This is a genomic window from Roseivirga sp. (assembly GCF_034669765.1).
In the GTDB taxonomy this organism is placed as follows: domain Bacteria; phylum Bacteroidota; class Bacteroidia; order Cytophagales; family Cyclobacteriaceae; genus Roseivirga.
Window position 1 is genome coordinate 381,825 of sequence record NZ_JAXMOQ010000004.1, and the last position, 13,660, is coordinate 395,484.

Sequence of the window (13,660 nt, forward strand, 5' to 3'; positions counted from 1 at the left end):
GACTGATTCATGCCTAAAATAAGCATAATGATGTTAGGAAGTAAATACCCAGAAGTAGGGAGAATAAAGTTTTAATATTTCGGCCTACAAGTTTTCCTATTTGCAATTTCTTAATACCTTTGCGCCCGGCAGAGGGGTGCGACCAGCTCCCGCTGAACTCCCCCAGGCTGGGAACAGAGCAAGGGTAAGCGGTTGTAGCGGTGCGACATCCTGATGCCTTTTTTTATCCCCTTCTTTATCGTATTATTACTACCTAGACTTTTTGACTATGTCCGTTTATCTCGCAGAATTTGTGGGCACGGCCATTCTTATTTTTTTCGGGAATGGGACGAACGCTGCAACAACACTTAATTTTTCTTATGCCAAAAGTTCAGGCTGGATTGTAACTACAATTGGCTGGGGCTTGGCTGTTACTTTTGGTATTTATGCCGTGGGCCAAATAAGTGGTGCACATATTAACCCTGCTGTAACACTTTCATTGGCCATGACTGGTGAGTTCGAATGGAACTTGGTACCGGGTTATATTATAGCCCAAGTACTTGGCGCTATGGCAGGAGCTTCTTTTACTTGGCTTCAATACCTACCTCACTGGCGTAAAACCGAAGACCAAGACGCAAAACTAGGCATCTTCTGTACAGGTGGCGCAATTGATCAAAAAGGGGCCAACCTATTAAGTGAAGTTCTTGGTACCATGGTTTTGATTTTCGGCTTACTTATGATAGGCGCCAACCAATTTGTAGACGGCTTGAATCCTTTGGTCGTTGGTGGCCTTATCGTTGTCATTGGTATGGCACAGGGTGGCACAACGGGTTATGCCATTAACCCTGCTAGAGATTTCGGCCCTAGACTGGCTCATTTTCTATTGCCTATTAAAGGAAAGGGCAGTTCAAAGTGGAATTATGCTTGGATTCCCATCATAGGACCAATCATTGGAGGTGGACTTGGTGCTGGGCTTTATCAATTGGCTTTCAATAGTACGACAGGAATTCTTACTTGGGCTTGTATTGTGAGCAGCATATTAATAATTGCTTATGCAATTACTGAAGAGGCAAGAAAAAAGTAAAACAACTGCGCGCTCTAGAATCTGATGAAATCCCAGTGTTGTATGTATTTCTATATTAGAAGAGCTGAGCTAAACCCTCCTCCCATCTTTTTCTATTTCCATTAAATAAGCCTCCATATCATTCATCAATAATTCCCAAGAGCCACCGCTATTCCCAATTCGGGACTGTCACAATAATAAAAAGTGGGTTTAAAGCCCTTCTGGGCACTGGCACTCTATTTGGATACTCACTATCGAAATTGAACATGAACATTATGAAAACTGCAACAACACAAACCAATAATTCTAGAAAATCTAATTCTTTAAGAAAATTAGTAATTGCTGTTTTCGTAACATTCATCGCTTACCAAACGCTTATTTCTGTAACTGGGATTATTGGTTAAGCCAAAAAATTAAAAAGTAGAGTTATTTAAAAATGCATAGATAATCCCAGCGGTCTATGCATTTCTGTTTTTAAGGCACTGAGTTTCTCATTCGCTTCAACAACCCAGCCTCATTTCTTTCATCAATAATTCCCAAGAGTTATTCTCATTCCCAATTCGAGACTGGCACAACAGTAAAAAGTGGATTTAAACCCATTCAGGGCACTGGCACTCTATTTGGATACTTACTATTACATCTAAACACAAACATTATGAAAGCTGCAACGACACAAACTTCTACTTCTAAAAAAACTAATTCTTTAACAAAATTAGTGGTTGCTGTTTTCGTAACATTCATCGCTTACCAAACACTTATTTCAGTAACTGGAATTATTGGATAAGACGAAAATTAAAAAGTAGAGTAATTAAAAATGCATAGACAATCTGAGCGGTCTATGCATTTCCGTTTTAAGGCACTGAGTTTCATTTCTTCCCACCCATCATCAACAATTCGTTTAAGTTAATTTCTGTCACAAATCGTTTTTCACCAGCCGAGTTTTCGTAAGATCTGTGGATTAACTTTCCTTCCACACAAACTTCTGCACCTTTCTTTAAATACTCAGCAGCAATCTCTCCCACCTTTCCCCAGGCAATAATATTATGCCATTGTGTATCTTCAACTTTATCTCCGTCTGCGTTTTTGTAAGCATCCGTAGTAGCCAGTGAAAACGTGGTAAGTTTTTTACCTGATGTTAAGTTTTTCACTTCTGGATCTTGACCAAGTCTTCCGATCAACTGTACACTGTTTCTTAAATTTCTCATGATATAAATTGTTTAATTTTAACATTTGCTGTCCATTGGTTTTGTAATTCCGAATTGACAATGGCAAAGTAACAGCAGCCGAAAAAGCAAAGTCGGTTGATAAGCGTTTGTAGTCGGGTAACATTCGTTTGTAACCGTTTACAATTGGATATATCACTCTTTTACAATAACTTAACATCCATCACGAAATAGATGTAAGTTTTAATTTTTTAGTTTTTTCAGCATGGAAGAAAGGCAATGTTTAGAATGTGGAGATGCGATGTATGGCAGGGTCGACAAGAAATTCTGCTCAGATCAATGTCGCAATACCTTCAATAACCGTCAGAATAGCGACTCAAATAACTATGTGCGAAACGTCCACAACCTGTTGAGAAGAAATAGGCGAATTCTGGAAGAACTCAATCCTGAAGGGAAATCCAAAACCACCAGAAACAAACTTGTAGAAAAGGGCTTCGACTTTAATTATCACACTTCAACTTACACCACAAAAGCAGGTGCCACTTATTATTTCTGTTATGAATATGGCTACCTTCCACTGGAAGGCGATGCTTTTGCTTTAGTTAAAAAGCTAGAAGAATTAAACTAGGTTGAATTTCAGAAAAATTTCGGCCGTCAATAAAAAGTTGTGTTTATAAGAGGCCTTCAAGCAAACAAAAACATTAGCTTTGTAATGCATTGCAAATCAATCTAAAATAGATCAAAATGAAGTTCTTTATCGACACCGCGAATCTTGATGAAATAAGAGAAGCCTACGACTTAGGCGTGTTAGATGGTGTAACCACCAACCCTTCTTTAATGGCTAAAGAAGGCATTTCTGGCCACGATAACGTAATAGCCCATTATAAGGCGATTTGTGATATTGTAGACGACAACGTAAGTGCTGAGGTAATTGCTACAGATTACGAAGGCATGTTGAAAGAAGGTCGTGAATTGGCTCAAATCGATGATAAAATCGTTGTAAAAGTGCCAATGACAAAAGATGGTATTAAGGCGATTAAAACCTTTACCGCTGAAGACATCAGAACCAACTGTACCTTAGTGTTCTCTGCTGGTCAAGCTTTATTGGCTGCTAAAGCAGGTGCATCATACGTTTCTCCATTTATTGGAAGACTTGATGACATTGGTTTTGACGGCTTAGAACTAATCGGGCAAATTTGCCAGATTTATGACAATTACGGGTATACTACCGAAGTACTTGCTGCGTCTGTACGTCATACAATGCACTTATTACAGTGTGCCGAAATTGGTGCAGATGTTGCCACTTGTCCGCTGAAGGTAATCACCAGCTTATTGAACCATCCGCTAACAGACAAAGGTTTGGCACAATTTCTTGCCGACCACGCCAAAGCAAATGGATAAAACTTTAGTTCCAACTTCGGGTTATGCAAATGACCCGAAGTTATTAAGGAATATGTACATCATTAAAGTAAAGGGGAAAGCGAAAATCCCAGATTACATTCAATTAAGAGACGAAAATTTCGTACTCATAGCCTACTTCCGTGCCGACCGACCGTTAAAGAAGTTAGAAAAGTACGACTTGGAAGGAAAGGAGGAAGAATTGCAAGAAGTAATCAATAGCTTACCTTTCGGTAAACTTCAAAAGCTGGATATTTAAATTATGCCTTTTTCAGGAGAACCCATTGTTCGCATCGAAGATGCCACCATTTTTCAAGACGATAAAACCGTATTGAATAACATCAACATTTCTATTAATAAAGGAGAGTTGGTGTATTTGGTAGGAAGAACAGGAAGCGGAAAAAGTTCTCTATTAAAGACCCTCTATGCTGATTTGCCACTTCGCTTAGGCAAAATCAGAATTGCTACACACGACATCCATAATATAAAACGTAAGGATATTCCGCTTTTAAGAAGAAAGCTGGGCGTTGTATTTCAAGATTTCCAACTCTTTCCTGACCGTTCGGTTGCTGAAAATATCTTTTTTGTAATGAAGGCCACAGGCTGGAAAAACAAAGCTAAGATGAAGAGTAAATTGGCAGAAGTGCTAATGCGCGTTGGTTTAGGAGTGGTGTCTAGTAAAATGCCACATCAACTTTCTGGCGGTGAACAACAAAGGGTGGTAATTGCCAGGGCCTTAATTAACGACCCATTACTATTAATAGCTGATGAACCTACTGGAAACCTAGACCCTGAAGTTTCTGATGGTATTTTCCAGACTTTTATGGAAATCAACAAAGGTGGAACTTCAATTCTGATGGCCACACACGATTACAACCTCATTAAGAACTATCCTAAGCGCGTTTTGAAATGCGAAAAAGGAAATATACTCGATTCTAACGAAGTTGAATTAAGCCTATTTAAAGTGAGCTAACCCCCTCTGAGGTTTCGCTTTTGGTTTCTTCCAGTATCTCCAGTTGCTTTTCGATCAAATAGAGTTTTTGTTTGAGCAAATGCACCAAGGCACTTTTAAGCTGAGGCGTTTCTTGTCCGCTTTCAAATGTAATTTTCAACTCTTCATAATTTTGATCTAGGGATTGAATATCAGCTTCCAGAAAGCTGAAATACTCGCCCGTCTCTACTTCTTCCGATAGCTTCGTTTTCTTATCAGAAATCATTTGGGTATAGAAAGTCTCCAATTCTTTGAACTCCTGCATGGCAGTGCTCTCTTTGCTTGCATCAGCATTAAAATATTTTTCGGAACCCAAATAGGCTACAGCAATAAGCAATACAGCAACAGCTACTTTCCAGAACCAATGTGTTGAAGTCCCCGAAGCCTTGCCATTCTTATCAAGCCCTTTTTGGATTTTCTTCCACACCTCTCCTCTTGGTGTTTCGGTATCGAATTGCTCCTTATTGTCCTTTATGAAATCTTCTAGCTTATCCTGCATGTTGAAATTCCTCTTTTAAAATATCCCTCAACTTCTTTTTCGATCTATTGAACTGCGACTTAGAAGTCGATTCTGTAATGCTCAATATTTCTGCAATCTCTTTATGGTCATAACCCTCAATCAAGTAAAGTGTTAACACCAATCTGTACCCATCAGGCAAAAGATTGATGGCTTTCTTCACTTTATCAACCTCAAAACCTTGATCGCCTTTCTCTTCATGTTCAAAACGTTCATCAAAGGCTCCATAATCTTCAACGGACTCAAAATTCAAACGCCTTTTTTTGACCAAGTTGATGGCATTATTAAGCGTTATTCGCTTCAACCAACTGCCAAAAGCTGCCGTGCCTTTATAGCTATGAATATTCTTGAAAGCACTTAAAAAAGACTCCTGAAGCACATCTTCAGCCTCTTGCTCATTTTGAGTTACCCGAAAAGACACATTGTACATCGCCTTTGAATAAAGCTTATACAACTGATACTGCGCTTGTCGGTCGCCCAACATGCACTGATCAATGACCTCTTGATGAAGATTTTGATATTTCGGTTCCAAATTTCTAATCCTTGCGATAAAGACAACCCATTTGCATGAGGGTTGCTTAGGAAAGGTAAAAAAATTAAAGAAGAGTTGAAGAAAGGGGTGACCAAATCTTTAGTACCTCTCTCAGTGTTACTCTTTAGATAAAAGCCTTAGACACTAACAGCACCCGCCTCCATCGTAGAAATAGGTAGAAGGTGAAACCCAAATATTTGAGTTATTCAAGGCTTCTAAATTTCCAGCTGTTTTATCGCAGACCGATAATGGCTGATTCTGCAATAAAATATGGCCACCGTGGTCATCGAAATGAGTTGCTGTTCCGTAATAAATTGCTGTTCTGCCAGTAAACACACATGGCCCATCGGCTGGCATTGGGTCTTTAATGGCGCAAATCTCTATACTTTCAATATATATTGGTATGGAAGTGTCATACTGATTCGGATGTAGAATCCTATAAGGTCTTTTGGCCCTTATCTCTACTGTACCAAAACCCACGTCAGTAATCATTTTGATGTAGTCTTTTAACGGCAAGGAACCGCTGAGGCAAAGTCCACGCAAACGATCATCATTTTTGAGGTTTTCAGGCATTGTTTGCTCCGCAATCGGGTCTGATAACACTAATCTTCCATGAGGCTTTAAAACCCTGTACATTTCTTGAAGTGCTTTTTTCAGGTCTTCTTCATGAAAAATATTGAACAAACAATTTTGTGCCGCCACATCAATCGAAGCATCATCAATGGGTAAATTAAGCGCATCGCCTTGTCGCACATCGATAAAAGAAGCGTCTAACCAGTCGTTGGTCAACTCCGCTTCCTTGATGTTCTTCTTGCATGCATTAATCATTTCGTCCACCACATCTACGCCTATAACACCTGCCTTTTGGCGGCTAAAATAGGAGAACTGTAATAGCTCCATTCCTCCGCCCACACCTACATAAAGTATTTTGGGCGAATTGACTAAATCACGAGGATGCACAGTACTTCCACATCCATAATTCATTTCAAGCATGATTTTAGGAATCTCCAAACCAGGAAATGACCACACAGGTGTAGTTGTGCAACAGAGCCCAACATCTGGTGTTTCAGCTGCGGCTTTATATATGTCTTTTGTGGTATCTAAGTAGTTACTCATTTCTCTAATTAATTTGTTATAGTTCCTCCGCAGCTCGACCCAGCTCCTGCAGTACATCCGAAACAGTGTTGGTTAATTGATATCTCCCTTGCCATTAATTTATTTAGATTGAAGTCTTTGATATGGTCTGGCGCACCATCTTTCAGCTTCATTTCAAGCATTTGATTGAAATCACAATCATATAAATAACCATCCCAACCAATCGAAATCATAGAGCGACACATTACCCCCACCACTGAGGTTGGGTTAAAGGCATTTACCAGCTCGTTCATGTATTCCTCATAATTATTACTGTTGACTAGGTAATCAAGAAATCGACTCACGGGAAGATTAGTAATCGCATATAAGTCGTTAAAAACGATATTGAAATTCTCTTTGAGCTTTCTTTCAAACTCATTCTTCAACGTATCTTGATCGTCTGGTAAAAATGCTCCTGATGGATTATAGACCAAGTCTAACTTTAGGCCTGTCCCCTCCTTTGCATAGCCAATCTCATTCAGCATTTGAAGCGCTTTAATCGACTTTTCAAACACACCATCACCGCGTTGAGCATCAGTTCTTCTGGCCGTGAATGATGGTAGAGAAGACACCACATTCACCTTGTGTTTTTTGAAAAACTCAGGCAAATCATGGTATTTTGGGTTGGCTAAAATTATGGTCAGATTACAGCGAACGATGATGTGTTTACTCAGTTTTGAGATTTCCTCCACGAACCAACGGAAATCAGGATTCATCTCTGGAGCACCTCCTGTTAAATCGACTGTTGTGGCCTTAGAAACCTTGAGCGCATCTAAACATTGCTGCATAGTTTCTCGTGTCATGATCTCCTTGCGGTCAGGGCCAGCATCAACATGGCAGTGCTTACAAACCTGATTACACATCTTCCCCACATTAATCTGAAATACATCAACCGAGATAGACTGTAAAGGCATCATGCCAGTAGGGGCTATCTTTTGTTCGAAAGAATCAATCCCAATTGCCTCATGATCATCCAAGATTTTAATCTGCCTCTCAGCAATAGAAAGTGAGTGCTGCTGTCTTTTTAATGTCTTTAAAGTCATAGCTACATCAATTTTTCTTTCACCTGGTTCATCATCTGAACCCCATGAACCAAAACCGAACCACCTTTAATAGCCGCAGCTACATGAACCGCTTCCATCATTTGCTCTTCATCAGCCCCCTTTTTTAAGCAGGTATCGGTGTAGGCATCGATGCAATAAGGACACTGAACTGCATGCGCTACCGCTAAGGCAATCAGCGATTTCTCTCTGGCTGTCAAGGCTCCTTCTTCGAAAACACTTCCGTACCAATCGAAAAATTTGTTTCCCATTTCTGGTTGAAATTCTGTTATGTTCCCAAATTTTTTCAGGTCGCTTGGGTCGTAATATTTTTTAGGCATTATGATATTTCTTTAGTTTGAAGCCTTTTCCAAAGCCAAATAAGAATGCTTTCTCAAGTCGATTGACATGAAAAACAATCCGCATTGAAATCGGCTTCTATTGAATAAACAGATTGAAAATGATATCTCTTCAACAAATACGATTGCTAAGAGAAAAATAGAGTGACTAAGAAACGAAGGAGGGTGGACCTCTAAGCTCAGTGAGTTGAAACCAAATAGATTTTGGAAGGGTGAAATTGAAGTTAGTATGTATCTTATAATTTCCGAAAATTGCTTTCAGCATTTGCTTAAAAGCCTTCGCTAAGTATACCCCTCTCTTTATAATTCTTTCAAAATCAGACCTCTTATTTAAGTCGATAAGGCTTCTATCCAGTTCCTCTGAAGATAGAAGGGATTTCAATTGACCGAAAACCAACGGAGTGTTCCAGTCGATATTTAGGAAAGCACTTGAACAAAAATCCTTTTTAGAAACACCAATGAGATAGGCTCCACCGTGGCTGTCTCTTCCTAAAACATTCTTTCCTTTTTCTAGGTTGTTTCTAACCCAAAGTAAGTCTTCAGAAGATAGTTCTGGAGCGTCATTACCAACAATAATAACATTGTCAAAACCTTCTGAGAATAAGTTTGATATACCGTTGGTGAGTCGTTCCCCAAATGAACTTCCAATTTGTTCGTCAGAAAAAAGCGCTTTTACTGGAATATTAGTTTGATCAATCGTACTCCTCGTTTTCTGCACAAGGAGATTAAACAAATTAGAAAACTGGTGAATGTTCAGTCCTATATTCTTTGCCAAGAACTCCTCTTTGAGGTTTCTCGAAAAAAATAGAATAGCAGTGTTATTCATTTGGGACATTCTGTTTCCTTTGAACTTATCAACTCGTTTTCGGCCAAAAAGATTTACCCAACTTAGAAAAGTATTGGGACAATGTCGTACAAAATACTTTTAAAGGTCTTGACTGGAAAAAACGTAACAAGTAAATGGGCTCAAACTCTCAGGTCTGAATCCAGTATGGCGTATTCGAAATTATCTGACCAACCATTTTTTAGCGGAAGCACTTTCCTTTTTCGGCCCTCTTTAGTCATCCCTGCTTTTTCAAGTACTCGGGCGGAACCCACGTTATCTACTGCACAGCCGGCTTCAATTCTATGGAGTTTTAATTCATCGAAGCCAAATGCTAAAACTAGCTTTAAAGCTTCAGTACAATAACCCTTACCCCAGAAATCAGGGTGGAGTTTAAACCAAACCTCTCCATTCTGCAATTTGATACTTCCCAATTTCAGCGCAATCAAACCGACAAAGTCCTCGGCCTGATTCGTTCTAATTGTGAACGTATACTGTTTGGCATCAAGTTTTTGATGTTCTAAAATCCAAGGTTTAATAATGGATTGGGTATGCGCTACGTTTTGAGGAATGCCAAGTGTATTAAATTCGTCTACCTCTGGAAAACTATGCAGTACGTGAACCTCCTCTAAGTCAGTTAAGGACAATAAACTAAGGTGAAGTCTTAAGCTCCAAAGATTGATCATGCTTGTAAAGTATAAATAAAATGCTGCTGACCCTAAAAAAACAAAGCCCTTTCCACTTACATGGAAAGGGCTTTTGCGTGACCTCGGCAGGATTCAAACCTGCAACCTCTTGAGCCGTAATCAAGTGCACTATTCAGTTATGCTACGAGGCCAAAACTAAGATCTGTTAAATCCCGTTAAATTTGGTCTGCAAAGGTAATTAATTCTTCTACTTTGCAAAAGCAAGTTATTAATACTTTCAAAAAATACTATCTTTGCCCAGCTCAAAAAAGCGAATAAACATGAGGAAATTAGGAATACTACTTATAGGCGTTTTAACACTAGGATCAATTGCCAGAGCACAAAGACCAGACCTCCCTGGAAGTCTTGTTGTAGATTGGGGTTTGAACACCTTATTAAGTGCTCCAACAGATGTCAAGCTTAGTGGTTTCAACTCGAAAACAGTAAACGTTATATATTATTACGACTTACCTATTGGTGACAATGGATTCACTTTCACACCGGGAATTGGTCTAGGTATGGAAAGGTTTACTCTTGAGGATGGAAAAACCCTTAGAACCAGCGTAAATAGTTCGAATGTAAGGAGTGTTGCTGTTGCAGATTTAGCAAATGTATACCCCCAAGCTAATACTTTTGACAAATCTAAAGTAGGCTTAAACTATCTGGACATTCCTTTAGAATTTAGGTATTACACAAGCAAAAACAATATGAGCCGAGGCTTTAGAGTCGCTTTAGGTGCTAAGGTTGGTGTCCTTTACTCCTCTTTCACCAAAGTGATGTTTGAAGATAACGCAGCTGACCAAAGAATGATCAAAGACCGTCAGGACCTAGGATTCGAGAAATTCAGATATGGAGTACAAGCCAGAGTAGGCTTCGGAGGTTTTAGCCTTTTCGGTTATTATGAGCTTTCTAACAAATTTGACATTGCTCCCGCTGGAGGAGCTGACACACAAGGCTTATCATTTGGTATCTCGCTTACTGGTTTCTAATTAAAGACTCAAGACATATAGGCACAAAAAAGGGAAGATTAATCTTCCCTTTTTTGTGCCTTAAGCGCTCGCCAGTTTTATTCGCCTTTGAATGCAGCCTTTCTTTTTTCTAAGAATGCGGTAGTTCCTTCTTTATAATCGTAGGTAGCTCCTGCAATATCTTGGCAGTAAGCCTCATATTCAAGCATTTCTTTCAGACTTGAGTTCTGTGATTTATTGAGCATTTTCTTCATTAGGCCTATCGCCTTTGTTGGTGCCGAAGCATAATAATCAGTGTATACCTTTACTGCACTATCCAACTCTTTATCCGCCACACACTTTGACACTATGCCCATCTTTTCTGCATCAGCAGCAGAAACCCTTGTACCCATAGTAGCCAGCTCGAATGCTTTTGAACTCCCAACCAATCGAGGTAAAAAATAAGATGAACCAGAATCCAACACCAAACCTATATTCACGAAAACTTCAATCAATTTTGCGCTTTCCCCTGCAATAATTATATCACAAGCCAAGGCAAAAGAGCAACCGGCTCCTGCCGCCACACCATTTAGTTTACAAATCACCGGTTTAGGTATATCCGTAATCGCCTTGATAATTGGATTGTATCGTTTGTGCAATGAATCTGAAAAAGAACGACCTGGATGTTTAGCAGATGCCTTTAAGTCTTGCCCTGAACAAAAGGCTTTCCCTTCCCCCGTCAGCACCAGTACTCTAACTTCGGCATCTCTTTTTGCGTCTTTTAAAGCTGCTTGGATTTCAAAAGTTATTTCATCGTTGAGTGCATTATACACATCAGGTCTATTTAAGGTAAGCGTAGCTACACCATTCTCTTTTTCAAACTTTATAAATTCGTACATAAGCTAAACAAACAATAAAATGGAACCGAAACAAACTAAAAAACCCAAGGCAAATCCTGCCAATGACTCAGAGGGCTTATGCGCATTCAAATATAATCGAGCCCAAATCACTACTCCAGTAAGAATGACAGCAGTAATTAAAGGTAAAAACAATGTGTTTCCACTGGAATAAAGTCTTGAAAAAACGATAATAAAACCTAGCCAGCCAGCCACGCCAGCAGCGTGCGCACTTATTTTCCAGAAGTAGGTAATTAGGTTGGTAGTAATCACAACTGTAGTCATTGAAATCATGATGACAGCCATCGTAGGGCTAAACCAAACTTGGCGGCTCATTAAATAAGTGACTAGGATATAGAAAACCGAAATAAATGCGAAAGGAAGGTATCTATCTCTTCTTTCCTTCATGTGTAAATCTTTAATCACTTTCGTAAACCTAAAAAGCAACACAATAAACACGGGGATAACACAAGTGGTTAGAAAAATCAAAAGTAGCACTGTGGTCCTCCCTTTTTCAGTGAGGTTTGAACTGTTGTCTACATGAAAAAGATAGGTGTAAAAAACCAGTGCCGGCATCAGCAGAGGCTGGAAAATAGCAGATACAATTTGGGCAAATAACTTCAAACTTATAGTTCTTTTCTTAATCTCGCTACAGGAATATTCAATTGTTCTCGGTATTTAGCCACTGTTCTTCTAGCAATATTATATCCTCTTGCTTTCAGTGATTTTTCTAATTTATCGTCAGACAGAGGTTTGCTCTTATCCTCTTTATCTATGAGTTGATTGAGAATATTTTTCACTTCACGACTGCTCACATCTTCCCCAGAAACTGTCGAAATTCCTTCCGAGAAAAAGTACTTCAATGGAAAAATACCAAAGTCAGTTTGTACAGATTTTGAGTTGGCAACACGCGATACAGTCGAGATATCCATATGGATCTCATTCGCAATATCCTTCAAAATCATTGGACGAAGCTTAGTTTCATCCCCTTCTAAAAAGAACTCATACTGAAACCTTACCATAGCATCCATGGTACGCAAAAGCGTATTTTGACGCTGCTTTATAGCATCAATAAACCATTTGGCGGCATCTAATTTTTGTTTCACAAAAGAAACGGTCTCCTTCAGTTTTTTGTCTTTCTTATCACTCTTGTCATAAGCCGAAAACATGTCTGAATAAGACTGACTCACCCTTAATTCAGGTGCATTTCTTGAGTTCAATGTCAAATCAAATTCACCATTATTATTGGTGAGGATAAAATCGGGAATCAAATATTGAGTTTTGGCCATTCCACCAGAAACACCTCCTGGCTTTGGGTTCAGTTTAGTAATGAGGTGGATGGCATCTTTCATGAGCACCTCATCTTCAATATTGAGTTTCTTTATAATCTTGTCGTAGTGCTTCTTAGTAAACTCTTCAAAGCAAATCGATAAAATTGCCTTAGCCATTTCTACCGCTGGATCAGGATCATCCTCTTCCCACCTTCTATCCAATTGAATCAAAAGGCATTCTTTTAAATTTCGAGCACCAATACCAGGTGGGTCAAACTGTTGGATCTCATGAAGTAAGTCTTCTAGTTCATCAACATCCGTTTCCACATTTTGAGCAAAGGCCAAATCATTTACGATCGCGTCTAACTCTCTTCTGATGTACCCATCACCTTCAATACTTCCAATAAGTTGCTTCGCTACTAAAGTCTGACGATCATCAAGACCTAAAAAACCTAACTGCATATCCAATTGATCATTCAAAGAACTTTGCATGGCCACAGGCATCTCTCGATCATCCTCTTCAGAGTAATTACCATCCCCCTGCATTTTATAGCCTGCATATTCATCGTCCCCCAAATAATCCTCAACATTCAAATCTTCTGTCGAAGAAACATCATCAGATGGCTCATCAAAATCCTCTTCTGTAGTGGGTGCTTCTGGTTCTTCTCTACCTTCTTCTAAAGCAGGGTTTATTTCCAACTCCTCTTCAACCCTAGTATCCAGTTCGGCAGTAGGCACCTGCAACAGCTTTATAAACTGTATTTGCTGCGGTGACAGCTTTTGGCTAAGAGATTGATTTAGACTGAGTTTTTGCATTGATAGAAAAATCCTATTGGTTATAAGCAAATTTAGAATAAAGAA

Annotated in this window: 18 protein-coding genes, 1 tRNA gene and 1 other RNA gene; 8 read left to right on the top strand and 12 right to left on the bottom strand. The window is 39.3% G+C overall.

All coding sequences use genetic code 11. The features are described 5' to 3' along the window. Positions 1–127: 127 nt before the first annotated feature. The 3 genes from ffs to VOI17_RS10410 all read left to right on the top strand — a co-directional run bounded on the left by ffs (position 128) and on the right by VOI17_RS10410 (position 1,826). Positions 128–225: signal recognition particle sRNA small type (gene ffs / locus VOI17_RS10400), an RNA gene on the top strand. A 43-nt stretch (positions 226–268) separates the two neighbouring features. Beyond that, positions 269–1,063: an MIP/aquaporin family protein gene (locus VOI17_RS10405; protein WP_323757187.1), complete on the top strand. Its 795-nt coding sequence runs from the start codon at positions 269–271 to the stop codon at positions 1,061–1,063. A gap of 634 nt (positions 1,064–1,697) precedes the next feature. After that, positions 1,698–1,826 carry a hypothetical protein gene (locus VOI17_RS10410; protein WP_323757188.1) on the top strand — a complete coding sequence of 43 codons (129 nt, stop codon included), beginning with the start codon at positions 1,698–1,700 and terminating at the stop codon, positions 1,824–1,826. Between the two features lie 82 nt (positions 1,827–1,908). On the opposite strand, the gene VOI17_RS10415 is transcribed toward VOI17_RS10410, so the two are convergent. After that, positions 1,909–2,247: a single-stranded DNA-binding protein gene (locus VOI17_RS10415; RefSeq protein ID WP_323757189.1), complete on the bottom strand. Its 339-nt coding sequence runs from the start codon at positions 2,245–2,247 to the stop codon at positions 1,909–1,911. Positions 2,248–2,470: 223 nt separating this feature from the next. Here VOI17_RS10415 and VOI17_RS10420 point away from each other — a divergent pair, with 223 nt between their 5' ends. The 4 genes from VOI17_RS10420 (at position 2,471) to VOI17_RS10435 (ending at position 4,576) form a co-directional block, all read left to right on the top strand. Continuing rightward, positions 2,471–2,833, top strand: a complete 363-nt coding sequence (locus tag VOI17_RS10420; protein ID WP_323757190.1) for a hypothetical protein — start codon at positions 2,471–2,473, stop codon at positions 2,831–2,833. 116 nt (positions 2,834–2,949) lie between these two features. After that, the gene (gene fsa / locus VOI17_RS10425) at positions 2,950–3,606 is read left to right on the top strand and encodes a fructose-6-phosphate aldolase (RefSeq protein ID WP_068413860.1); all 657 of its coding nucleotides are present in this window, start codon (positions 2,950–2,952) and stop codon (positions 3,604–3,606) included. Between the two features lie 52 nt (positions 3,607–3,658). Next, positions 3,659–3,862 (top strand): fructose-6-phosphate aldolase, encoded by a 204-nt coding sequence (locus VOI17_RS10430; protein WP_068413988.1) that lies wholly within the window; start codon positions 3,659–3,661, stop codon positions 3,860–3,862. A 3-nt stretch (positions 3,863–3,865) separates the two neighbouring features. Next, positions 3,866–4,576, top strand: coding sequence for a cell division ATP-binding protein FtsE (locus VOI17_RS10435; protein ID WP_323757191.1), 711 nt, complete (start codon positions 3,866–3,868; stop codon positions 4,574–4,576). Here the strand turns inward: VOI17_RS10435 and VOI17_RS10440 are convergent. The 8 genes from VOI17_RS10440 to VOI17_RS10475 all read right to left on the bottom strand — a co-directional run bounded on the left by VOI17_RS10440 (position 4,563) and on the right by VOI17_RS10475 (position 9,837). Continuing rightward, the gene (locus VOI17_RS10440) at positions 4,563–5,093 is read right to left on the bottom strand and encodes a hypothetical protein (protein WP_323757192.1); all 531 of its coding nucleotides are present in this window, start codon (positions 5,091–5,093) and stop codon (positions 4,563–4,565) included. The genes VOI17_RS10435 and VOI17_RS10440 overlap by 14 nt on opposite strands. Further along, entirely contained in the window at positions 5,083–5,643 is a 561-nt protein-coding gene (locus VOI17_RS10445; protein WP_323757194.1) for an RNA polymerase sigma factor, read from the bottom strand. The genes VOI17_RS10440 and VOI17_RS10445 overlap by 11 nt, the downstream gene beginning before the upstream one ends. 144 nt (positions 5,644–5,787) lie before the next feature. Beyond that, entirely contained in the window at positions 5,788–6,759 is a 972-nt protein-coding gene (gene arsM / locus VOI17_RS10450) for an arsenosugar biosynthesis arsenite methyltransferase ArsM (RefSeq protein WP_323757195.1), read from the bottom strand. Between the two features lie 8 nt (positions 6,760–6,767). Then, positions 6,768–7,820 carry an arsenosugar biosynthesis radical SAM (seleno)protein ArsS gene (gene arsS, locus VOI17_RS10455; RefSeq protein ID WP_323757196.1) on the bottom strand — a complete coding sequence of 351 codons (1,053 nt, stop codon included), beginning with the start codon at positions 7,818–7,820 and terminating at the stop codon, positions 6,768–6,770. Positions 7,821–7,822: 2 nt separating this feature from the next. Then, the gene (locus tag VOI17_RS10460) at positions 7,823–8,158 is read right to left on the bottom strand and encodes an arsenosugar biosynthesis-associated peroxidase-like protein (RefSeq protein WP_323757197.1); all 336 of its coding nucleotides are present in this window, start codon (positions 8,156–8,158) and stop codon (positions 7,823–7,825) included. A 166-nt stretch (positions 8,159–8,324) separates the two neighbouring features. Continuing rightward, positions 8,325–8,951, bottom strand: a complete 627-nt coding sequence (locus VOI17_RS10465) for a DUF2064 domain-containing protein (RefSeq protein WP_323757198.1) — start codon at positions 8,949–8,951, stop codon at positions 8,325–8,327. A 191-nt stretch (positions 8,952–9,142) separates the two neighbouring features. After that, a complete protein-coding gene (locus VOI17_RS10470; protein WP_323757199.1) occupies positions 9,143–9,685 on the bottom strand; it encodes a GNAT family N-acetyltransferase in 543 nt (180 codons plus the stop codon). Positions 9,686–9,763: 78 nt separating this feature from the next. Next, positions 9,764–9,837, bottom strand: a tRNA-Arg gene (locus VOI17_RS10475). 129 nt (positions 9,838–9,966) lie between these two features. Here VOI17_RS10475 and VOI17_RS10480 point away from each other — a divergent pair. Next, positions 9,967–10,674: an outer membrane beta-barrel protein gene (locus VOI17_RS10480; protein WP_323757200.1), complete on the top strand. Its 708-nt coding sequence runs from the start codon at positions 9,967–9,969 to the stop codon at positions 10,672–10,674. A gap of 77 nt (positions 10,675–10,751) precedes the next feature. Here the strand turns inward: VOI17_RS10480 and VOI17_RS10485 are convergent, their stop codons facing one another. From VOI17_RS10485 to rpoN, 3 genes are read right to left on the bottom strand one after another with little or no spacing between them, the layout of a single operon-like run. Then, on the bottom strand, positions 10,752–11,531 hold the full coding sequence (locus VOI17_RS10485) for an enoyl-CoA hydratase-related protein (RefSeq protein ID WP_323757201.1): 780 nt from the start codon (positions 11,529–11,531) through the stop codon (positions 10,752–10,754). 3 nt (positions 11,532–11,534) lie between these two features. Beyond that, on the bottom strand, positions 11,535–12,152 hold the full coding sequence (locus tag VOI17_RS10490; RefSeq protein ID WP_323757202.1) for a phosphatase PAP2 family protein: 618 nt from the start codon (positions 12,150–12,152) through the stop codon (positions 11,535–11,537). Between the two features lie 2 nt (positions 12,153–12,154). Continuing rightward, positions 12,155–13,615, bottom strand: coding sequence for an RNA polymerase factor sigma-54 (gene rpoN, locus VOI17_RS10495; protein WP_323757203.1), 1,461 nt, complete (start codon positions 13,613–13,615; stop codon positions 12,155–12,157). Between the last annotated feature and the right edge of the window lie 45 nt (positions 13,616–13,660).